This window comes from Pseudomonas sp. FW305-96 (assembly GCF_058783825.1).
This window is the reverse complement of the sequence record NZ_JBYSYW010000026.1, coordinates 1-21,727: the sequence shown is the minus strand read 5'-3', so window position 1 is coordinate 21,727 and position 21,727 is coordinate 1. Positions and strand designations below refer to the sequence as shown.

18 protein-coding genes, 1 pseudogene and 1 riboswitch are annotated in these 21,727 nt (G+C 62.8%); of the genes and pseudogenes, 3 read left to right on the top strand and 16 right to left on the bottom strand.

The window, feature by feature from the left end:
* Nucleotides 1–49: 49 nt before the first annotated feature.
* Both AC3WL2_RS18470 and AC3WL2_RS18465 read right to left on the bottom strand, forming a co-directional pair.
* Nucleotides 50–1,294 carry a saccharopine dehydrogenase family protein gene (locus AC3WL2_RS18470; RefSeq protein ID WP_038705903.1) on the bottom strand — a complete coding sequence of 415 codons (1,245 nt, stop codon included), beginning with the start codon at nucleotides 1,292–1,294 and terminating at the stop codon, nucleotides 50–52.
* Between the two features lie 30 nt (nucleotides 1,295–1,324).
* On the bottom strand, nucleotides 1,325–2,422 hold the full coding sequence (locus tag AC3WL2_RS18465; protein WP_102683737.1) for a carboxynorspermidine decarboxylase: 1,098 nt from the start codon (nucleotides 2,420–2,422) through the stop codon (nucleotides 1,325–1,327).
* Nucleotides 2,423–2,902: 480 nt separating this feature from the next.
* Between AC3WL2_RS18465 and katG the strand changes: the two genes are divergently transcribed.
* Nucleotides 2,903–5,149, top strand: a complete 2,247-nt coding sequence (gene katG, locus AC3WL2_RS18460; RefSeq protein WP_102683736.1) for a catalase/peroxidase HPI — start codon at nucleotides 2,903–2,905, stop codon at nucleotides 5,147–5,149.
* Nucleotides 5,150–5,218: 69 nt separating this feature from the next.
* On the opposite strand, the gene AC3WL2_RS18455 is transcribed toward katG, so the two are convergent.
* From AC3WL2_RS18455 to AC3WL2_RS18430, 6 genes are all read right to left on the bottom strand, one after another.
* The gene (locus AC3WL2_RS18455; RefSeq protein ID WP_102683735.1) at nucleotides 5,219–6,553 is read right to left on the bottom strand and encodes an MFS transporter; all 1,335 of its coding nucleotides are present in this window, start codon (nucleotides 6,551–6,553) and stop codon (nucleotides 5,219–5,221) included.
* A gap of 149 nt (nucleotides 6,554–6,702) precedes the next feature.
* Nucleotides 6,703–7,149 carry a hypothetical protein gene (locus AC3WL2_RS18450; RefSeq protein WP_102683734.1) on the bottom strand — a complete coding sequence of 149 codons (447 nt, stop codon included), beginning with the start codon at nucleotides 7,147–7,149 and terminating at the stop codon, nucleotides 6,703–6,705.
* Between the two features lie 104 nt (nucleotides 7,150–7,253).
* The gene (locus AC3WL2_RS18445) at nucleotides 7,254–8,033 is read right to left on the bottom strand and encodes a DNA/RNA non-specific endonuclease (protein ID WP_102683733.1); all 780 of its coding nucleotides are present in this window, start codon (nucleotides 8,031–8,033) and stop codon (nucleotides 7,254–7,256) included.
* An 84-nt stretch (nucleotides 8,034–8,117) separates the two neighbouring features.
* On the bottom strand, nucleotides 8,118–9,692 hold the full coding sequence (locus AC3WL2_RS18440; protein WP_102683732.1) for a sensor domain-containing diguanylate cyclase: 1,575 nt from the start codon (nucleotides 9,690–9,692) through the stop codon (nucleotides 8,118–8,120).
* Nucleotides 9,693–9,858: 166 nt separating this feature from the next.
* Nucleotides 9,859–10,338, bottom strand: coding sequence for a hypothetical protein (locus AC3WL2_RS18435; RefSeq protein WP_102683731.1), 480 nt, complete (start codon nucleotides 10,336–10,338; stop codon nucleotides 9,859–9,861).
* 56 nt (nucleotides 10,339–10,394) lie between these two features.
* Nucleotides 10,395–10,550, bottom strand: a complete 156-nt coding sequence (locus tag AC3WL2_RS18430; protein ID WP_156177603.1) for a hypothetical protein — start codon at nucleotides 10,548–10,550, stop codon at nucleotides 10,395–10,397.
* A 277-nt stretch (nucleotides 10,551–10,827) separates the two neighbouring features.
* Between AC3WL2_RS18430 and AC3WL2_RS18425 the strand changes: the two genes are divergently transcribed.
* The gene (locus AC3WL2_RS18425; protein ID WP_102683730.1) at nucleotides 10,828–11,262 is read left to right on the top strand and encodes a bleomycin resistance protein; all 435 of its coding nucleotides are present in this window, start codon (nucleotides 10,828–10,830) and stop codon (nucleotides 11,260–11,262) included.
* Nucleotides 11,263–11,399: 137 nt separating this feature from the next.
* Complete coding sequence (locus tag AC3WL2_RS18420) at nucleotides 11,400–11,720, top strand: hypothetical protein (RefSeq protein WP_102683729.1); 321 nt, start codon at nucleotides 11,400–11,402, stop codon at nucleotides 11,718–11,720.
* A 111-nt stretch (nucleotides 11,721–11,831) separates the two neighbouring features.
* Here AC3WL2_RS18420 and AC3WL2_RS18415 read toward each other — a convergent pair whose 3' ends face one another.
* The 8 genes and pseudogenes from AC3WL2_RS18415 to AC3WL2_RS18380 all read right to left on the bottom strand — a co-directional run.
* Nucleotides 11,832–12,599, bottom strand: coding sequence for an ABC transporter ATP-binding protein (locus AC3WL2_RS18415; protein ID WP_404940933.1), 768 nt, complete (start codon nucleotides 12,597–12,599; stop codon nucleotides 11,832–11,834).
* Nucleotides 12,600–12,613: 14 nt separating this feature from the next.
* A complete protein-coding gene (locus tag AC3WL2_RS18410) occupies nucleotides 12,614–13,630 on the bottom strand; it encodes a FecCD family ABC transporter permease (protein ID WP_102683727.1) in 1,017 nt (338 codons plus the stop codon).
* A complete protein-coding gene (locus AC3WL2_RS18405) occupies nucleotides 13,627–14,640 on the bottom strand; it encodes an ABC transporter substrate-binding protein (RefSeq protein ID WP_102683726.1) in 1,014 nt (337 codons plus the stop codon). The genes AC3WL2_RS18410 and AC3WL2_RS18405 overlap by 4 nt, the downstream gene beginning before the upstream one ends.
* A gap of 109 nt (nucleotides 14,641–14,749) precedes the next feature.
* Nucleotides 14,750–14,947, bottom strand: a riboswitch (cobalamin riboswitch).
* Nucleotides 14,948–14,974: 27 nt separating this feature from the next.
* The gene (locus tag AC3WL2_RS18400) at nucleotides 14,975–16,135 is read right to left on the bottom strand and encodes an acetyltransferase domain-containing protein (protein WP_102683725.1); all 1,161 of its coding nucleotides are present in this window, start codon (nucleotides 16,133–16,135) and stop codon (nucleotides 14,975–14,977) included.
* A gap of 305 nt (nucleotides 16,136–16,440) precedes the next feature.
* Nucleotides 16,441–16,694 (bottom strand): annotated as a pseudogene (locus AC3WL2_RS18395) (PAAR domain-containing protein).
* Nucleotides 16,695–16,709: 15 nt separating this feature from the next.
* Complete coding sequence (locus AC3WL2_RS18390) at nucleotides 16,710–17,603, bottom strand: DUF6708 domain-containing protein (protein ID WP_102683724.1); 894 nt, start codon at nucleotides 17,601–17,603, stop codon at nucleotides 16,710–16,712.
* 609 nt (nucleotides 17,604–18,212) lie between these two features.
* Entirely contained in the window at nucleotides 18,213–19,106 is an 894-nt protein-coding gene (locus AC3WL2_RS18385; RefSeq protein ID WP_102683723.1) for a DUF6708 domain-containing protein, read from the bottom strand.
* Between the two features lie 2 nt (nucleotides 19,107–19,108).
* Nucleotides 19,109–21,727 (bottom strand): T6SS effector BTH_I2691 family protein (locus AC3WL2_RS18380; RefSeq protein ID WP_492574032.1); only part of this gene is annotated, 2,619 nt, incomplete at its 5' end.

The window sequence follows — 21,727 nt, the reverse complement described above, 5'->3', positions numbered from 1 at the left end:
GGTCCCACAAACAGAAGGGGCGCCATCTGGCGCCCCTTCATCGTGCAGCTTAGGCTTCAGCGTCCCATGGACGATCGCCTTTTTCATCCTTGACGCGGGTTGGCAGGCCCATCACGTCCAGCGCCTTGAGGAACGGCTCGGCCGGCAGCTCCTCGACGTTGACCATGCGCCCGGCATCCCACTGACCACGGGCAACCAGTAGCGCGGCGGCTACCGGAGGCACGCCTGCGGTGTAGGAAATACCCTGGCTGTCGGTCTCGGCGTAGGCTTCTTCGTGGTCGGCCACGTTGTAGATGAACACCTCGCGCGGCTGACCGTCCTTGGTGCCCTTGACCAGGTCACCGATGCAGGTCTTGCCGGTGTAGCCCGGGGCCAGCGAGGCCGGATCCGGCAGCACGGCCTTGACCACCTTCAGCGGTACCACTTCCAGGCCTTCGGCGGTTTTCACCGGTTGCTCGCTGAGCAGGCCGAGGTTCTTCAGCACGGTGAACACATTGATGTAGTGCTCGCCGAAGCTCATCCAGAAACGCACGTTCGGCACGTTCAGGTTCTTCGAGATCGAGTGCACTTCGTCGTGGCCGGTCAGGTACAGGTTCTGCGAACCCACTACCGGCAGATCGTCGGTGCGCTTGACCTCGAACATGGTGTTGCTGGTCCACTGGCTGTTCTGCCAGCTCCAGACTTGCCCGGTGAACTCGCGGAAGTTGATTTCCGGGTCGAAGTTGGTGGCGAAGTACTTGCCGTGAGAACCGGCATTCACGTCCAGGATGTCGATCGAGTCGATCTGGTCGAAGTACTGCTGCTGCGCGAGTTTCGCGTAGCTGTTCACCACACCCGGGTCGAAGCCGACGCCGAGAATGGCGGTAATGTTCTTTTGTTGGCACTCTTCGAGGTGTTTCCACTCGTAGTTGCCGTACCACGGCGGGGTCTCGCAGATCTTGCCCGGCTCTTCGTGGATGGCGGTGTCAAGATAAGCGACACCGGTATCGATGCAGGCGCGCAGCACCGACATGTTGAGGAAGGCGGAGCCAACGTTGATCACGATCTGCGATTCGGTCTCGCGGATCAGTGCCTTGGTCGCCTCGACATCGAGGGCGTTGAGCGAGAAGGCCTGGATGTCGGCGGGTACCTTGAGGCTACCCTTGGCCTTGACGCTGTCGATGATGGCCTGGCATTTGGAGATGTTCCGTGACGCAATCGCAATACGACCCAGTTCGTCGTTATGCTGTGCGCACTTGTGGGCCACCACCTTGGCGACACCTCCTGCACCAATGATAAGAACGTTCTTCTTCAATTCAGCTGCTCTCCTTCATGAAAGCCTGTCTTACGACAGGCTCGAAACGTAGTCTTCGAAACCGAACTCGCGCACCACTTCGACGCTGCCGTCGAGTTGCTTGACCGCGATGGATGGCATTTTCAGACCGTTGAACCAGTTTTTCTTGACCATGGTGTAGCCCGCCGTGTCGACGAACGACAGCCGATCACCGATGGCCAGTGGCTTGTCGAATTGGTACTCGCCGAAGATGTCGCCGGCCAGGCACGACTTGCCACAGACCATGTAGGTGTGCGCGCCGTCGTTGGGGGCCATCTTGGCGTTGAGGCGGTAGATCAGCAGGTCGAGCAGGTGCGCTTCGATGGAGCTGTCGACCACGGCCAGGTGCTTGCCGTTGTACAGGGTGTCGAGCACGGTCACTTCCAGCGAGGCGCTGTTGGTGATGGCCGCTTCGCCCGGCTCCAGGTACACCTGTACGCCGTAGGTTTGCGAGAACTGCTTCAGGCGCGCGCAGAAGGCGTCCACCGCGTAGTCCTCGCCGGTGAAGTGGATGCCGCCGCCGAGGCTGACCCACTCGACCTTGTGCAGCAGGTGGCCGAAGCGCTCCTCGATGTGCGTGAGCATCTTGTCGAACAGGCCGAAGTCGCCGTTCTCGCAGTTGTTGTGGAACATGAAGCCGGAGATCTTCTCGATCACCTTCTCGATCTTCTCTGGATCCCACTCGCCGAGGCGGCTGAACGGGCGCGCCGGGTCGGCCAGCAGGTAGTCGGAGCTGCTCACCTGCGGGTTGACGCGCAGCCCGCGCACCTTGCCTTCGGACTGCTCGGCAAAGCGCTCGAGCTGGCCGATGGAGTTGAAGATGATCTTGTCGCAGTTCTCGAGCATCTCTTCGACTTCGTCGTCGGCCCAGGCCACGCTGTAGGCATGGGTTTCGCCGGCGAACTTCTGGCGGCCGAGCTTGAGCTCGAACAGCGAAGACGAGGTGGTGCCGTCCATGTACTGCTGCATCAGGTCGAATACCGACCAGGTAGCGAAACACTTGAGGGCAAGCAGTGCCTTGGCACCGGAGTGTTCGCGCACGTAGGCGATCTTCTCCATGTTGCTCAGCAGCTTGGTTTTGTCGATGAGGTAGTACGGCGTCTTGATCATTTAAAGGCCCCCGGCCAGGCCGGCCAAAAAAAGGACACGCATTGTGCCTTCACTTGCCGCGGTACGAAAGGGCGTGAGGCGCATTTCGTCCGAGTTGTCCACGCACTTGGCCAGGCAAGTGCCATCAGGCCCGTGACTGCGCCGTCCCTGGCGCGGGGTCGGCCGCTATCGCGAAGGACGGCCGAATGTGCTTTTGCATCGGGGCGAGCCCAGTGGAACAGATCAATGTGACGATCCTGATCTGCCGGCGCCACAGGCTGACAGAGCCAGGCTATCACCCCCCAATATCGCCTCTATTAGACCTCTGCTCAGGCTCGGCTAGTCTTTCTGCTGGTTCCGTGAAAAGCCGGTGCACAGGTGTGCCCGGCCATAACCGATGAGGGGCAGGCGCGCTTGGCGAACGCCTGATCCAACACCTGGCAGCGCAATTACAAGAACGCCCGGAAATCTGAATTGAACCGACCCTAAAGGTAGAAGCAGATGGCGAACGAATCGAAATGCCCGTTCCACCAGACCGCCGGTGGCGGCACCAGCAACCGTGACTGGTGGCCTGACCAGCTCAACCTGAAGATCCTCCACCAGCACTCCAGCAAGTCCGACCCCATGGACCCGGACTTCGACTACGCCAAGGCGTTCAAGAGCCTCGACTTCCAGGCCTTGAAAAAAGACCTGAGCGCCTTGATGACCGACTCCCAGGACTGGTGGCCGGCCGACTTCGGCCACTATGGCCCATTGTTCATCCGCATGGCCTGGCACAGCGCCGGTACCTATCGCATCGGCGATGGCCGTGGCGGCGCCGGCTCCGGCCAGCAGCGCTTCGCCCCGCTCAACAGCTGGCCGGACAACGTCAGCCTGGACAAGGCCCGGCGCCTGTTGTGGCCGATCAAGCAGAAGTACGGCAACAAGATCTCCTGGGCGGACCTGATCGTGCTTACCGGCAACGTCGCCCTCGAATCCATGGGCTTCAAGACCTTCGGTTTTTCCGGTGGCCGCGCCGATGTGTGGGAGCCCGACGAGGACGTTTACTGGGGCTCGGAGAAGGTCTGGCTGGGTGGTGACACCCGTTACGGCAAGGAACAGGTCAAGGCCCAGCCGCCCGGCCAGGGTGACCTGGTGGCCGAGCCCGCCAAGCATGGCGAGGAGCAGAACCGTGACCTGTCTGCCGAGCGCAACCTGGAAAACCCGTTGGCCGCCGTGCAGATGGGCCTGATCTACGTCAACCCGGAGGGCCCGGAAGGCGAGCCCGATCCGGTGAAATCCGGCAAGGACATTCGCGAGACCTTTGGCCGCATGGCCATGAACGATGAAGAGACGGTGGCGCTGATCGCCGGCGGCCATGCCTTCGGCAAGACCCACGGCGCCGGCCCCGCCGACAATGTCGGCGCCGAGCCGGAAGCCGCGGGCCTCGAGCTGCAGGGCCTGGGCTGGAGCAACAAGTTCGGTACCGGCAAGGGTGGCGACACCATCACCAGCGGCCTGGAAGTGACCTGGACCTCGACCCCGACGCAGTGGAGCAACGAGTACCTGAACAACCTGTTCAACTTCGAGTGGGAACTGACCAAGAGCCCAGCTGGCGCCCACCAGTGGCGGCCGAAGGATGGCAAGGGCGCGGGGACCGTGCCTGATGCCCATGATCCCGGCAAGAAGCATGCGCCGTCGATGCTCACCTCTGACCTGGCGCTGCGCTTCGACCCGATCTATGAGCCCATCGCCCGGCGCTTCAAGGACAACCCCGACCAGCTCGCCGATGCCTTCGCCCGTGCCTGGTACAAGCTGATCCACCGCGACATGGGCCCGCTGGCACGCTACCTCGGGCCGGAAATGCCCAACGAGGAGCTGCTGTGGCAGGACCCGCTGCCCAAGGCAGGGCCTCAACCCAGCGACGCCGATATCGCCGCGCTCAAGGCCAAGGTGCTGGCTTCTGGGCTGAGTGTCGGCGAACTGGTGTCCGCCGCCTGGGCCTCGGCCTCGACCTTCCGCGGTTCCGACAAGCGCGGCGGCGCCAACGGCGGCCGCCTGCGCCTGGCGCCGCAGAACGGTTGGACGGCGAACCAGGGGCTGGACAAGGTGCTGGCGGCGCTGGAGAAGATCCGCAACGAGGGCGGGAACACGATCTCCCTGGCCGATCTGATCGTGCTGGCCGGCAGCGCGGCGGTGGAGAAAGCCGCCAAGGATGCCGGGCACAACATCAGCGTGCCGTTCCATCCGGGGCGCGTGGATGCCTCGCAGGAGCAGACCGATGTCGAGTCGTTCGCGGTGCTTGAGCCTCTGGCCGACGGTTTCCGCAACTTCAGCAAGGCGCGCTACAGCGTCAAGGCCGAGAAATTGCTGCTGGACAAGGCCCAGTTGCTGACGCTCACCGCACCGGAGCTGACCGTGCTGATCGGCGGCCTGCGGGTGCTTGGCGCCAACCATGGCGGCAGCAAGGAGGGTGTGTTCACCGACAAGGTCGGCGTGCTCAGCAACGACTTCTTCCGCAACCTGCTGGACATGGGCGTGGAGTGGAAACCGACTTCGGCGGACAACGAAGCGTTCGAGGGCCGTGACCGCAAGACCGGCCAGGTGAAATGGACCGCCAGCCGGGTCGACCTGGTGTTCGGCTCCCATGCGCAGTTGCGTGCCTTGAGCGAGGTGTATGGCAGCAGCGATGCCAGGGAGAAGTTCGTCAAGGACTTCGTGGCGGCTTGGGTAAAAGTGATGGAGTTGGACAGGTTCGACCTGGCATAACGCCGATCGCGGGGCATGTCGCATCGACGCTTCGATGCGACATGCCCCGCGATGTTGGCTATCCCCGTCTTAAAGCCCCTGGGATGCCTGCAACGGGTCGGTGCCCGGGCTTTCCTCATGCAGCGAAACCTGTGCGGTCTCCGGCAACGCCAACCCGCCCACCAACGCCAGCAAGGCAATCACCACCAGGTAGAACGCCGGCGCCAGGCGGCTGCCGCTTTGTTCGATCAACCAGGTCGCCACCAGCGGCGCGGTGCCGCCAAACAGGGTGTAGGCAACGTTGTAGGTGATCGCCGAGGCGGTGTAGCGGCTGCGCGTGGGGAAGCACTCCGACAGCAGCGCAGCGGTGACCACGCCACTCATCAGCGCGCCGATGGCCAGCAGGATCACCCCCAGCAATGCCCCGGCCAGCGACCCCGAACTGGCCAGCCAGTAGGCCGGGAATACCGCCACCATCACCCACAGGCAAGTGAAGCCAATGGTCCGGCGTCGCCCGACACGATCGGAAAAGGCACCCGCCAGCGGGCAACCGGCGGCGGCGAACAGCAGCGCCACGGTCGAGACCAGTAGCGCCTGGGCGCGGCTCAGGTGACCGACCGTCTGCAGGTAGGTGGCGAAGTAGGTGGTGAACATGTAGAACGACAGCGCTGTCAGCGATATGAACGCGCCAAGGTTGCGGATGGTGCGGCCATGGTGGCGCAGGGTGTCGCCCAACGGCGAATGGTTGTGGGCCTTGCCTTCGGCGATTGCCTGGCGAAACGCCGGGGTTTCCTCCATGCGCCAGCGCAGGTACAGGCCGACCAGGCCCAGGGGCGCGGCGACGAGGAACGGAATACGCCAACCCCAGGCATTCATCGCCTCGGCTGTGAGGCTCGCCTCCAGGCCATAGGCGATGACCGCCGCGCAGGCGAAGGCGGAGAAGGTCGAGACCGGCACGAAGCTGCCGTAGAACGCCCGTCTGCCCCGTGGCGCGTGCTCCATCAGGTAGGCGCAAGCGCCGGCATATTCACCCCCTGCGGAAAACCCCTGCAGGCAACGGGCAAGGGTGAGCAGCGCCGGGGCCAGCACGCCGATGCTGGCATAGGTCGGCAGCAGGCCGATCAGCGTGGTGGAGCCGGCCATCAGCAGGATGGTCAACGACAGTATGCGCTTGCGCCCGAGACGGTCGCCCAGCGCGCCGAACACGATGCCGCCCAGCGGGCGCAGGGCGAAGGCCACGGCAAACACGGCGAAGGTCTTGAGCAGGGCGACGCTTTCATCCTCGCTGGCGAAGAACTGGCTGGCGATCAGCGTGGCGAGGAAACCGTAGACGGCGAAGTCGAACCATTCGACGAAGTTGCCAATGGCCGAGGCAGCGATCACCCGCCGCAAGGTGGCGGGTGGGACCTCGTGGGCGATGGACATGGGGTGCTCTCCGGTGGTCTTGGCAGCCTGGACGGATGCGACGCGCTCGGGGCGCGCCGTCGTTGTTCTCGGGCCAGTAGACAAGCGGTAGGGCGAGGGCGCTTTGTCGGGGGCGACATCCGGATGCCTGTTAGCACCGGATGTGGGACTCAGGGCCGCGGCATCGGCAGGCGAGAGATCAGCACAAGGGGGGCGATCACTTCCACCTGGTCGTTCTCGAACAGGCCTTCTGGCACTGGCGGGTAGGTGGTTCTCCAGCATTCGTGCTCGACCAGTTGCTTCAATTGGCTCAAGGAAGATGCCGTGACGCCCAAGGGCAACAGCCGTTCATGGGCAATCGAACTGCGCACGGCCTTGCAGGCGATGGGGCGATTGTTCCGGTCCAGGGTGAGCTTGAGCGTGACTACGCCAACCAGAGTGCCTTGGTTGGCGGCATCGATGCGGTTGATGAGGGCGCTCTGCATGGCCGCCGTGAAACCGGACAGGGCGGCGGCGTCGACTTTCGCGCTGGCCTCGGGGTTCGCGCTGCAGGCCACGAGGGTGAGCAGGCCAAGCGCTGCCAGGGGGGAGAGGGTGAAACGCTGGATCTTCGACACGGCAACGTCCTTGGAGGCAAACACCGGTACCTGCGTGTACCGGTTTGAGAAGGGGCGTTAGCTTAACGTGACTGCGCCTCATTCTTCAGGGGGAAGGCTTCCCCTCACTCACGGTCGCAACGCGCAGGCAGCGGCCAGGTGTGGGGTGGGCGCTGATCTTTCAGCTGCTCGGGCATCTCGATCGGCGGCTCGTCCGGGCCAAGCGCAGTCTCGATCTGGCGAACGCTGCGCAAGTATGGGTCCAGGTCGGTGCCCAGTCCGGCCTGGTGCGGGATCCACCAGGCGATGACCTGGGGCTGTCCGTGTTCATCCTCGGTCAGCAGCACCTTCCAGAACGCCTCGGGCGTGGCGATGCCGTGGGACTGGACGAAAGCATCGTTGTCCAGGGCCGCGCCGGCATGGCCGATCACCACGCCACCGATTACCGTCACCGGGCGCAGGTCACGGTAGCATTCGGTCAGCAGCTCGGTCTGGTACCAGGTGCGGCTATTGTGCGAGGCCAACTGCGGGACGATATTGCTCATCAGGTTGGAGGCGTCCATCGCCGCCCGGTCGTCGTCGAAATGATTGTTGGCTGCCAGGTGGCCGCGGTGATAGCCCTTGAATGTCGAGTAGGCCTTGGCCGAAAACTGGCCCATGCAACCCTCGGGCAGGCTGCGGTCGATACGGAAGTTATCGACGCGAGGCAGGTGACCCTGGTCCTTGTCGAGGGTGAAGCTGAAACGGTGCGGCTCGCCGCGCTGGCAGTCGTACCAGAGCCGGAAGCGCCCATGGTCGAGCAGGGTCAGCGGCGTGGCGGCAGGCTCGGGAGGTGTTGGGGAGGGCAGGCGGGGCGCGCACGAGGTCAGGCTCAGGGCCAGCAACAGGAACAGCAAACGGCGCATGGCGCGTCTTCCTTGAACAAAAGCGCGGAATGTTACAGCAGTCTGCAGGAGGCCGGCCTTTTTCCGGCCTGTGCTGGCGAAGTGTCAGGCCTGGCTGTCGATGCACACGCGGTTGCGCCCCTTCTGCTTGGCCCGGTACAGCGCCTGGTCAGCTTTGCGCAGGGTATCGCCAGGCTCGTCACCCGTCAGGGGCTGCCAGCTGGCCACGCCCAGGGACAGGGTAATCCCGCCGATAGGTTCGATAGGGGTGTGCTCCACGGTCAGGCGCAGGTGGCCGGCGATGGCGGTCGCCACCTCCAGGCCCGCGCCCGGCAGGAGCATCAGGAACTCCTCGCCACCGGTGCGGCACAGCAGGTCGCCCTCACGGCAGGTACCACGCATCAGGCCTGCCAGCCGCTGCAGGACCAGGTCGCCGATGTCATGGCCGTGGCTGTCGTTGATCCGCTTGAAATGGTCGATGTCCAGCACCACCACGGCGAAGCCGCGTTTCTCGGCCTGCAGCAAACGCAGTGCCTGCTGCAGGCCACGGCGGTTGAGCAGTCCGGTGAGCGGGTCGGTCTGGGCGTCATGGTTGAGTCGGCCGATGCGCTCCTGCAACAGGTTCAGGCCGAACAGCAGGGCGCGTTTGAGCTCCGCAGCCTCGGCGTACCAGGCGCGAACCTGGTGGATGCGCTCGGTGGTCTGCTGCTCGCCCGTGCCCCGGGCGACCGTGGCCAGTTGCCTGAGCGGGTGGGCGATGACTTGCGTCAGCCAACACAGCAGCAGGCAGCCGAGCAGGGCCAGCGGCGCGGAAATGGCGATGACATTGAGGATCAGGTGGCGCAGCGGTGCCACGGTCTGTTGCAGCGGTTGCTGGGAAACGATGGCCCAGCCGGTGCTGGGCACCGTGGCGAAACCGGCGAGCATTTCCACGCCCTGGCTGTTCACCAGCCGGCGGGTGCCGTGGTCAAGATGGGGGAGTTCGTCGACCAGCGAGTTGTCGCCCACCAGCGTGCCGACCCGCTGGCTGTCGGGGTGGAACAGCAGTCGACGGTTGCGATCGATCACGTAGAGGTAGGCGCCGTTCTGGTAGAAGTGCGTGCCCAGCAGGCTGTTGAGCAAGTTGCGTTCGCGCAGGTACAGGCTGCCGCCGATATAGCCCTGGTAGCGTCCGTCGGCGTCGAAGATCGGCTGCGACATGATCACCAACAGATTGCCGGCCGCCGATAGGAAGGGGATGGAAACCAGCGTACGGCGCTCGCGCAAGGCTTCCCGGGACGCGGCCGAGCTGGCCTGGGTACCGGCCAGGTGTTGCAGTGGCGCTGGCGCAAGCGTGCGCACCACACCTTGGGCGCTGACCCGCAAGGTTGAGTTGAACAGGTTGCTTTGCTGTTGCAGGCGGTCGATTTCAGCCTGTACCAGGTTATCGTCATCGGGGTGCCGGGCACATTGGCTGGCGCTGTAGGCCAGTTGCTGCAGGGCGTTGCCCAGGGTGTTCTCGGTCACGGCGGCCACTTTGGCGGCGTACGCCCGGTTGGCCTCCAGGGCACTGTCGATAAGCAGTTGGCGTTGCACCCGGTAACTGGCGAAGTAACTGGCCAGCAGCATCACCAGCGCGGTGATGGCGCAGAGCACGAGTATAAGTGTGCGCAGGTCGGGGCGCCGAGCGTGGGGTGGCATGTATCGCAATCCTTGACCTCATGGGATGCAGCAGGTGCCTCACCTTACGCGCTAGGCGCGAGGTGAACCATGCAGGCGGGCAATTGCAGGATTAGATTACGGAGGACGCTCCGATTTCTCACAACAATCACGGACTTTGCCGTGATTGATTCCTGTGCCCTCCAGGTCAGGGCGCGGCCTGTTGCAGTACTTGCAGGTCATCCTCGACCTGCTGCATGCGCGCCTGAGCCAGGGCCTGGACCTGGGGGTCGCTGGCGCTCTCGCGCATCAGCCGGGTGAGCTTCTCGCTCAGGCGCTTGCCCTCGTCGCTCTGGCCCAGTTCCCTGGCTTTGGCCGGGTCGCGGGTGGCCTGGACGATGCTGGCGAATTCGGCGTCGTCGAAGTGCTCCTCGCTGTACAACTTGAACAGGTCCTGGCGCTGATCCTCTACGGTGAGGTGCTTGCGCAGCACCTCCTTGATCTTGTCCTGGGGCACCTGCGCGTGGGTCATGGCCAGCAGCCCGGCCATGCGCTCGATGTTGTGGTCGTAGGCTTCCTGCAAGGGCAGGTTGGCGAGGATCTGTTCCTCGCGGCTGGGCTTCTGGTCGCAGGCGGCGAGGGCGCCGAGCAGGAGCACGGGCAACAGCAGTCGGGTCAGGCGGGACATGGGGCAGCCTTGGGCACGTTAAGGCCTGCGAGTTTACTGCAAACGCTTGCGCAAATTCAGCGTTGCAACGGATTGCGCAGGCGCACCCAGACAATCGCCGGCAGGGCCATCAGCAGCCATTTCAGGTAGCGGTTCACTTCATAGTGCTCGCAGGCGATGCCGATGCTGGTGCAGACCACCACCACCGCCACGAACTGGATCATTCTTTCCATCGGCAGGTTTCCATCATTGCTGGGGCCGGGAGGGCCGCGGCGCGCACTTTAGCAGTGGCGCGGGCGCGCAGGCCAGGATGCCATACGGCGTAACACTTTTACGGCGCTCCATGCGCACCCCCACGGTCGCCTTGCTGCTGGGCTGCTTCGATGCCAAAGGCGCCCAGGCCTTGCGGCCCACATCGCATTCGTTTCGTGCTTGCCGGCCACGCTGGTGGAAGTTGGGGTAAGCGTTATCATGTCGTCCGCTTGCCCATACCCCTCAAGGACGACCCGCATGCTACAGCGCAACAGGATGGTGCCCGAACTGATCGTCAGCGACCTCGACAGCAGCCTGGATTTTTGGGTGTCGTTGCTGGGCTTCGAGATTGCCTATCAACGCCCGGAGCAGCGTTTCGCCTACCTCGACCTGCACGGCGCGCAGGTGATGCTCGAGCAGCTCGATGCCGATGATCACTGGCTCACCGGGCCGCTGGAAAAACCCTTCGGGCGGGGGATCAACCTGCAGATCGATGTCCCCGCTGTCGCGCCGCTGCTCGAACGGCTGGAGCGCCATCGCTGGCCGTTGTTCCAGGCATGCGAGGAAGTCTGGTATCGCGCAGATGCCGTCGAAGTGGGGTTGCGCCAGTTCCTGGTCCAGGACCCCGATGGCTACCTGTTGAGGTTGGCGCAGAAACTGGGCGAGCGCCCGGTTGCGTTATCCGCGCGGTAGCCCTTGCTACCGGCCCCAGCAGCCGGCGTCTGACAGGCCATCCCAACCGGCACCCGCCATGCTCAACACCGTGTTCATTTCCATTCCCGACGTATTCGCCTACCGTCTCCTTCCACCCCATCACAAGGAGATCACGCATGCCCGAGCTTGCGTTGTACAAGGTGAAACTGCTGGACGAATTCGAGGCTCGCGAGGACGACTGGAGCTTCGGCCACTTCGAGCGCCGGCTGACCCAGGTCAAGCCCGCCGCCAACTATCAGGACGCCAAGGGCATCATCAAGGCCGCTCACCTGGCGAACAACTGGCCGAATACGGTAAAGCGCTACCTGCTGAGCAACTACCGGGCCCACGGTAATGTCAGCAGCGAGCTGACCGAAACCTTCATGCAGGTGCTGGCCAGCCTGACGCCGCAGGAGATGAAGGCCTGGAAGCTGCCGCAGATAAACCAACCGGCCTGATCGCCGCCAAGTCGACTCCCACGGGATGGCGCATTGCTTCAGGCTGGCGCGGTCGGTGTGGGAGCCGGCTTGCCGGCGATGCGCCGCGTGAGCGGCGCTTTCCATGCCGACTCAGGCACGAAACCGCAGCACCCGCGCCCCATCATACGGATCGACCAGGTAGTGCCCCCGCACCCCAAACGTCCCCAGCAACCGCTCCGGCGTCAACACCGCTTCTGGCTTGCCTAGCGCAACCAGCCGCCCTTGATCGAGCACGGCCAGCCGATCGCAAGTCAGTGCCTGGTTGAGATCATGCAGCGCCACCAGCGTCGTCACCGGCAGCGCCTGCACCTGGCGTAGCAAGCCGAGCTGGTGCTGGATATCGAGATGGTTGGTCGGCTCGTCCAGCAACAGCACCTGCGGCCGTTGCGCCAGCGCCCGGGCGATGTGCACGCGCTGGCGTTCGCCGCCAGACAGTTCGCCCCATAGCCGTCGGCGCAGGTGGCTGGCGTCGGCGTCGGCCAGCGCCTGTTCGACGATGGCGCGGTCATCGTTGCCGAACGGTGCCAGGGCCGAGAGCCAGGGCGTTCGGCCCAGGGCGACGGCGTCGTACACGCTGATGGCGTCCAGGGTGTCGGCCTGTTGCTCGACCAGGGCCAGGCGTTGGGCGATATGCCGGCGCGGCATGCGCTCCAGCGCTTCGCCGAGCAGGCGCACGTTGCCACTGCTGGGCGTGCGCAGGCCGGCGAGCAGCTTGAGCAGGGTGGACTTGCCCGAGCCGTTGGGGCCGACCACGCCGAGGGTTTCGCCGGGCATCACGCTCAGGTCGACACCCTGCAGCACGTCGCGTCCGCCCAGGCGCAGGCTGAGCCCTTGGCAGGTGAGCGGCGCGTCGGCGATGGTGGTCATCACGCTCATGGGCGCCCCCGGCGGCTGATCAGGATCAGCGCGAACACCGGTGCGCCGATCAAGGCCGTGACCACGCCCACCGGGATCACTTGGCCGGCGATCAGGGTGCGCGAGAGGATGTCGGCGATAATCAGGAACAGCGCACCGCCCAGGGCACTGGCCGGCAGCAGGCGGCTATGCCCGGGGCCGAGCAGCAGGCGCAAGGCGTGGGGGATGACCAGGCCGACGAAGCCGATGGCGCCGACGATGGACACCATCACCGCGGTGACCAACGCCGCGCAACTGATCAGCAGCAGCTGTGTACGGCGCACCGGTACGCCCAGCGAGGCCGCCGAGTCGGCACCGAAGGTAAAGGCGTCCAGTGCCCGGCGTTGCCACAGGCATATCGCGAGGCCGAACAGAGCGACCGGCACCGCCAGCCACACCGACGGCCAGCGCACGCCGCTGAGGTTGCCCAACAGCCAGAACAGGATGCCGCGGGCCTGCTCGGCGGTGGCCGACTTGGTGATGAGAAAGGCGGTGAGCGCGTTGAACAGCTGCGAGCCGGCGATGCCGGCGAGGATCACCTGGGCGTTGTCATGGCGGCTGCCACTGGCGCGCGACAGCAGCAGCACCAGGGCGAACGCCGCCAGCGCGCCGATGAAGGCGCCTGCCGACAGCGACAGCACCGCCCCGCCCAGGCCGAACAACCCCACCGCCACCGCACCGGTCGAGGCACCGGCCGACAGGCCCAGCAGGTACGGTTCGGCCAGCGGGTTGCGCAGCAGCGCCTGGAGGATCACCCCGCAGGTCGCCAGCCCCGCGCCACAAGCGGCGGCGACCAGGGTGCGCGGCAGGCGGTAGTTCCAGACGATGCCGGCGTCGATCGGGTCGACGGAATGGCCGGCCTGCCACAGCTGGTTGGCCAGCGCCTGCCAGATCGCCTCGGCGCCGACTCGGGTCTCGCCGATGGCAATCCCGGCAAGCATGGCCAGGCACAGGGCGAGCAAGGCAAAGAGGCTGATGGGCAGCAGGCGGCTCATGGCTGGGGTGCTTTACCGCTGGCGAAGGCGCTGGACAGCACGTCCAGCCCGCGGAACAGGCGTATGCCGGCCTGCATGGCGTCGGCATCGAGGACGATGATGCGGCCGTGCTTGACCGCGTCCATATTGCGCGTGACCGGGTCGCTGCGCAGGAAGTCGAGTTTTTTCTGGTAGTCGTCGGCCGGGTAGCGGCGGCGGTCCATGCGCGCGACGATCAGCCAGGTGGGGTTGGCTTTGACCAGGGTCTCCCAGCCCACGGTAGGCCATTCTTCGCTGGATTCGACCACGTTGCGCACGCCGAGGGTCTGCAGCATGTAGTCGGCCACGCCCTGGCGGCCGGCGACATAGGGGTCGGTCTTGAGGTCGGCGCTGGAAAACCAGAACAGCGCGCTGGTGTGCGCCAGGTCCTGGCCGGCCAGGCGCTGCCTGGCCTGTTCCAGCTGGCCCTGGAGCTCGGCATTCAGGCGCGCGCCACGTTCCTGCACGTCGAAGATCTCGGCCAGCTGGCTGACGCTCTTGTAGATGCTCTGCACCTTGAACGGCTGCAGGCGGGTGCCGTCGGCGCCCACCAGGTTGTCCTTGCCCTCGCAGTCCGAGGGCAGCAGGTAGGTGGGGATGCCCAGCTCCTGGAACTGCTCGCGGGTGCCGACCGCGCCCTGGGCGCCGATCATCCACTCGAACTGCGCCGTCACCAGTTGCGGACGTTTGCCGACCAACGCCTCGAAGCTCGGTTCGTTGTCGGCCAGACGCGGGACCTTGTCGTTCTGCGTCTTGAATTCCGGCAGCACGTTGTTGAACCACAGCGAGGTGCCCGCCAGCCGCTCACCGAGGCCCAGGGCATAGAGCAGCTCGGTGCCGGCCTGGCCGACGGTCACCGCCCGTTGCGGGGCCTGGGTGAAGGTCTGCGGCATGCCGCAGTTGTCGACGGTCAGCGGGTACTGGGTGGCGCTGGCGTGGGCCAGGCCCGACAGGGACAGGCCGGCGAGGAGGGCGGCGAGGCGGTGCGGCATGGTGGGGCGATCTCCTGGGTGGTGCACGGAATGGCCCACGGACAGGCATCGCCCGGCAGCCTGCGCAAGCACGCGGCCAGGGCGGATGACCATCCCGGACACCCCGCCGGTTGGTGAATGCGTGCCGGCAGGTCTCCTGACTGGTGCGTCCAGGCCGGCGCCAGCCTTCCCGGGTCGGCAGACCCAGTGGCATCGATGGCGCAGGCTCGGCACCTACAGTTGCGGGGGCAGTTCCCTTTGGATCGCCAGTGGCGAGCCCGGGATTCCCTTTTGATTCCGTGTGGAAACCGGCGGGCGGCATGGTAGACCATCGGGCTGTCGGGTGAAAACGCTTTTACAGGTACTTGAGCCAGGCGATATCGCGCCGTCGCGCTTTCAGCCGGGCGAACCAGCGCACCGGCAGGTACAGGACAAGTGGCAGCAGCACGGCGGTCAGCCATACCGCCCCGATGCCATCGAAACCGAAATAGCGGCCCTGGTTCAGGCCGAACAGCGCCACGCAGGCCACGTACAGCAGCTTGAGCGCATACAGGTGCAGCAGGTAGAAGAACATCGGCGCTGCGCCAAACACCGCAAGCGGGCCGACCCAGCGGGCGTCGCCGGCACGCTCGAAGCCGCGCAGCAGGAGCAGGCCGACGCCAAGGGTCAGGGCCAGGAACAGCAGCGACGGTGGGTATTTGGTGATATTGAAGAAGCTCATCAGCGTCTGCCCGACGCGGGCGTAGAGGCTCCAGGGGGCTTCGCCGTAGCCATTGAGCAGGCGCAGCGCGACGAACCCAAGCAGCAGGCCCGCGCCGACCCATAGCAGACGCTGCTGGCGCTTGCCGACATCGCTGCCCCGGGCAAACCACGGCCCGAGCCCATAACCCAGGGCGATCACGCCGATCCACGGCAACAGCGGGTAGGACGTGCGCAGGCACAGATGTTCGCCCACCTCCAGCCAACTGCGCTCATGCAGGATCGCCCATGGCACATGCAGCGCCGATTCCGGCCCGAAGTGCAGGCCATCGAGCAGGTTGTGACCGGCGACGATCAGCGCGCCGAGGGCGAGTAGCGCCGGACGCGGCAGCCACACCAGCAGCGACAGGGCGAGCATGCTCAGGCCGATGGCCCAGATCACCTGCAGGTAGATCACGCTCGGAGGCAACTGGAAGGTCCAGGCGAAGTTGACCAGGGTGAATTCCAGCACCACCAGGAACACACCGCGCTTGAACAGGAACACCGAGACATCGCCACGGCCCTGGTGCTTCTCGCCATACAGCCAGGCCGATAGCCCGGTAAGCAGCACGAACACCGGCGCGCACAGGTGCGCCAGGGTGCGGCTGGCGAACAGGCTGGGTTCGGTGGCGTCGATGGTCATCGGGTCGCTGACCTGGCGATGCAGGAAGAAGGTTTCGCGCACGTGGTCAAGCAGCATGAACAGGATCACCAGGCCGCGCAGGGCGTCGATGCTTTGCAGGCGTTGGGTGGGGAGGGCGGTTGGGGAACTGGTCATCGAGGAGGGATCGCAGGTTGGAAGCGTGTTCGAATGAAACGTTATCTTATTTCATTCTGGTGGGGCCTGGGTACTGAAATGCGCTGGAGTAGCCAACGTCATCGCAAGTAATGCGTCGTTCTGGACGACACAGCGCGGCGACTCAGGAACTCCAACATGTCTCAGGCAGACGTTGCAGGATCTGGCTTCTCTTCCGGCAATCGCGACTTGCTCCAACCCATAATTGAAGTCGTCCTCGTTGCGGCGCGGCAGCCCGGTGACACTGACTGTGAACCGGGCAGCTTCGAAGCGACACCGTGTCGGCCTTATGCAATCAGCCAAGCGGGGTCACATTCGATCAGGGCGCGCCTTGGCTGCTCTTGTCGCCTTGGCGCGCTACGGGGCTACCTTGGATTAACGTATGCGCGTCACCGGTCTCGATGACCGCACTGCAACTGAGCTCATCCCCTATGCGTGCGATTGCACGACCATTCACTGTGGCACTGTCCGCGCCGCTGATGACGGTGCCTTCCCCGTGGAGAGGGCAAAGATGGCGATGGTCGGCTCGGGCGGTGACCAACGAGTCAGTTGACCCTCATTTGCGCCTCTTCTTACTTGGCTGGACAGGGGCTTGCTCGAAGGCCTCCGGCGGAGGAGGTGCAGCACGGACGTTGAACAGGTGGCAGACGATGTACCAACAGACGGCGAGAGTGAAGTTGTAAGGAAACAGCATTGCCCAAAACGGTAACTGCCAATTTTTTTTGCCCTGCATTTCCCCAGGCTCGCCGGTTCGCCAAGGGGCGTAGTGGCGCCAGGCTTCTGCCGGGGTCAGGCAGATGGCATGAAGCGGCCGGTGCCACCAGTTGGGTTCGCCGGGCGGAGGGAGTTTGGCCGGGCCGTGGTTCATGAAGTGGCGAAGGTATTCCCAGACTTCGGCGACGTGTTTGATGTCGGATTCAGTGGGTTCGTTACTGTCGACCCATAAGCAATCTTTTTGATGCAGGCTGCCATCCTCTCTAGGTGGGGCGAAGGCAAGTGCATAACTGGTACTAAAGGATGAGCCTCCAAATTCGGTACGTTTGAATACACCCCCATGGGTCTTGTTCCAGTCAAAAATGATAAGTTTTTTACCGCGCTGGTATAGGATTTTTTTGGTTGAGCGGCTGAAGTGGAAGTTTGAAAGTTTTTTTATGAAATAGATTCTATAGGCGAGAAAAGGTGTGAATATGAAGGGTGTGATTATGTATTGAGCCATTGAGTGCGTGCTTGCTAGTAATATGTCTCTGTATTCGGGATTTGCAATTCTTGGGTAAAAATAAATGGCTAGTAGTAGTGTCGTGGCGGTGTATAGTTTCCCCATGAATACAGAGTCGGACACCCACGGATTTCGCAGGGTTAATGTATTTGTGGATAAATTTTCTAGCTGTCCAGTAATTGCTGGCTTGTATCCGGAGTTTGAGCTGTTATTGAATATCCATATAACTGCCATGATTAGCGCTCGAGACGAAAAGTTGAGTTAACCTCATTTCCTTCATTCAAGCCTTGATTGGAGCTATAGGCTAAATGCAGTAAGGCATAATTTTGGTTATTTATCGTGTTCTTGAAATTCAGAATTAAGCCGGCGCCTATAACGTAGCAAATAGCAGCAAGTGGAAAGACGACCATTTCTCCGTCTTCACGAAGGGTGCTCAAGCTACCTGACCATTCGCTTGTGCCTAAGATGAAACCCGGTAGGAATACTGTGAATTCAACGATGGGTTGTGTGGTGGTGACTTCGTTATGGGTGATGGCGGTCCAGTTTGCTGGCGCCCAGTAATTATTTTCATGCCAACCGCTGTCGACTCCGGTTATACCAAAGGATTGCGCTTCTTCTGCGGATATTAACCTTGGTCCGTAATGCTCATCGTGCCAGGCTTTAAGTTCTTCTTGCAGAGAAGGGAATGTAGGAAGTTTTTTTCATGATCCAGAACGATTTCGGGATGCACCTCTCCATCGTTTTTACGATTGCCGAATATGCTCCGTGCTGCCCAGAACTCAATAGGGGGCAGGATGGGTACGCGTGGGCTGCAGGAAGGGCCGGCCGTGGCAGAAACGTCGGTCATTTACGCTGCCTTTTGGTTGAGCGTACTGGGGCTTCGTCGAAGGCCTCTGGTGGAGGCGGTGCTGCCCGGACATTGAAGAGGCGGCACACGCCGTACCAGCAGAGGGCGAGGCCGAGGTTGTAAGGGAACAACACGGCCCAGAACGGCAGTTGCCAGTTTTTCTTGCCCTGCATTTCTCCGGGCTCGCCGGTTCGCCAGGGGGCATAGTGGCGCCAGGCTTCTGCCGGGGTCAGGCAGATGGCATGAAGTGGCCGGTGCCACCAGTTGGGTTCACCGGGAGGCGGGAGTTTGGCCGGGCCGTGGTTCATGAAGTGGCGAAGGTATTCCCAGACTTCGGCGACGTGCTTGATGCCGGATTCTGTGGGTTCGTTGCTGTCGGTCCAGAGGCAATCTTTTTGATGGAGACTTCCGTCTTTTCGACGGGGTGCGAATGCGAGGGCATAGGAGGTAGTGAAAGATGAGCCACCAAATTCTGTGCGCCTGAAAAGACCACCTCCAGTATTGTGCCATTCGAAGACGAATACCCTCCTGAAACGTTGGTAGTAAATTCTCTTTGTTGAACGGTTGAAGCAAACGCTTGATAAGCCCTTGATGAACCATATTCGATAAATAAGAAAGGGGAAAAAGGTGAAAGGCATAAGCATCATTAAAACCATTAGCATGGGGTCGGATGTGAATGAGTCGAAGTTTATTCTGGAAAATAACGAGGGGTACATGCCGGTAATTAATAGTATTGTTATTGTGCAGTAAAGCTTTCCCATGAAGACGGAGTCTGTTACCCAAGGGTTGCGTAGGCACAGCGTGTTTTCGGATACGCTCAATAGCTGGCCGCCAATGGCGGGTTTGTATCCTGAGCATGAGGTTGAGCTAAATAGCCATGTAGTTGCCATGATCAGCGCCCTAGATGAAAGTTTGAATTAATCTCGGCGCCCTCGCTCAGCCCTTGATTGGCGCTGTAGGCGAGATGCAGTGAGACGTGGTTTTGGTGGGTCAGCGTGAGCTTGAAATGAAGAATCAATCCCGCCCTTACAATGTAGGCGGCGGGAGTGATTGGAAATACGTCCATGCCTCCATCGTCACGTAGGCTGCTCAAACTTCCTGACCATTGGCTGGCGCCTATTGCGAAGCCCGGCAGCAGGATGGTGAACTCAGCCGTTGCTCCGGATAAGGCCGCATATTTAAATTTTATAGCTGGCCAGTTTGGCTGTGCCCAGTGAGTGTCCTGCTGCCATTGAGTATCGACATTGGTTACGCCAAGTGATTGCGCTTGCTTGGCTGATAATAGTTTTGGCCCATAGTGTTCATCATGCCAAGCTTTGATTTCTGCGTGTAAGGAGGGGAGTCGAGGTAGTTTCTTTTCATGATCGAGGGTAATGTCAGAACGGATCTCTCCATCATTGATGCGATTGCCAAAGATGCTGCGTGCGGCCCAAAGCTCAATCGTACTGTGAATGCGTTCATGTGCTTTGGCGTGAAGATACAAGCCCCCAGCAACGATTGCTGCTCCCGTGAGCACCAATGCCGCCGCGGCCCATCCAGCGAACGGTACAAATACCGTGGGCCCTGCTATTGCAAGCCCGCCCTCAAGCATGACCGCAGAACCAGCGGCCATGGTCAGCCCACCGCTCGCCGTATACCAAGTGGCAGTCGAACTACCGTTATCGTACTGGCGCCACGCCTTGAAGCCGTCCGAGAAAAGTCCAAAAATTATTGCAGGGTAGCCTGCTAGACGTGCGAACAGATTGCTCCCCCAAAACTTGATAACGCCATTACCAAACGCCATCCCCGGCGCCGTCGAACTCAATCTCAGCATCACGGCCTTCTGCGTTACCCGTGCACTGACCAAGGTCGCCGCGGCCGCACCGATCACCCCGAAAATCGATGCCGCAAACCCCAAGGTGTATTCCGGCGCATTGCTTTTCTGCAGGCTGTTGTAAGCCGTTTTCAGCGAGATCACGTTGAACCACAGCATCCCGGCGTTCAGACCACCGCCTCCGCCCGACGTGAGCAACCCGAGAAAGTTGGGTTTAACCCGCGCAGTGGTGGTCAACTCAACCGCCACCGTCCGATTGCCCGAAATACGCAGCTGCTTCATTTCCTCAACCTGCGCCATGCCGCTCTTCAAATAACGCTCCACCTCCTGGCTGAACGGGTTTTCGCGGATGACCTGGTCGGTGATCTGGTAACGCGCCGCCAACAGCCCCAGCGCTTTCTCGGCATTGGCCTCACGCGCCGCCAGCAGTACTTGCTGACGCAGGGTATGGCTGGCGTCCCAGCGGGTCTGGCCACGCAGGCGCTTGAGCACCACGGTGTTGACGGACTGGGCAGTGAGATCGGTGATGTCGGCAATGGCCGGAAAGCGCCCGGCCAGCCCTTCGATGACATTGTCGCTGCCACCCAGCACACTGCCGGCCGCATCGGCTTTGTCCTTGAAGGGATTGAACGGCGCCAGGGCGGTGTAGAGCGGGCTGTCGTGCTGGTCCAGCCACTGTTCCAGGCGTTTGAAGCGCCGGTCTCGGTCTTCGGTACCGGGTGTCGGCTGACCCATCGGGTAGATCAGCAGGGCCAGGGAGATTTCCAGGCCACGGGCCGAGATGCGTTCGTCGCGGTCATAGCACGCCAGTGCGGCGGCCAGGCTGTAGGGGTCATCGATATGCGCGGCTTCGGCCGTGGCCAGCCACGCGTCGTGATCATGACTGGCTTGCAGGGCAAGGTTGCGCAGGCCTGCAATGCGCTGCTCCAGCTCATCGCGTTCGGCGAGGAACTGCAGGTATTTGTCGGTATCGATGCGCAGCGCCAAACGTGCACCGTTCGGGGAATAGTCCTCGTGAGTGAGCGCCCGATAACGTGCCTCGGCCGGGGGGAGAGGGCGTCCGGTGCGGGTGGACTGCAGTCTTATCTCGACCACTTCGGTAGCGGGCATATCCGCCGGGTACATCGTCTCCAGTGTTTTGTTCAGCAACAGGGCGACCAGGTTGCGATGGTGAAAATCGCGGCTTTGCTGGCTGAGCCGTTCGGCATCGAGCTGGTAGCACGCCGGTACGCCTGCCTGCTCGGAGCCTTGCGCGGGCTTGGTGTGTTCGAGCTGCTCGGCGGGCATCAGGTCGTGCAGTTGGTGCTGGTAGGCCGAGACCGACAGGCTCAGGTCCAGGGCCATGCCTTCAGCATCAGCCAGCGCCACCACCACCGGTATTTTCGGCTGGGTGCCGGGATAGTCCCGGGCAATGGCGTTGAGCCTGCCGACGGACAAGGTGGTTGTGGACGCGTGACTGCTCCAGGTCAGGGACATACGCCGGCTTGCCGGTTTGTAGTCTTCGACCCAGTTTTGCAGGGCACTGAGCGGCAGTACATGGGGCTGGGTGGAGGGGGCCGGGTTGCCGGCAATCAGCTCGGCCATGTCGAGCTTGCGCATATGCCGTTTGCGCAGGGCTGCCGAAGCGGTGATGCGGGCAGTCGTGGCGTTGGTCCACAGGTGCGGGCTGTAGCCGATCCACACCTCCTTGGCGGTGTC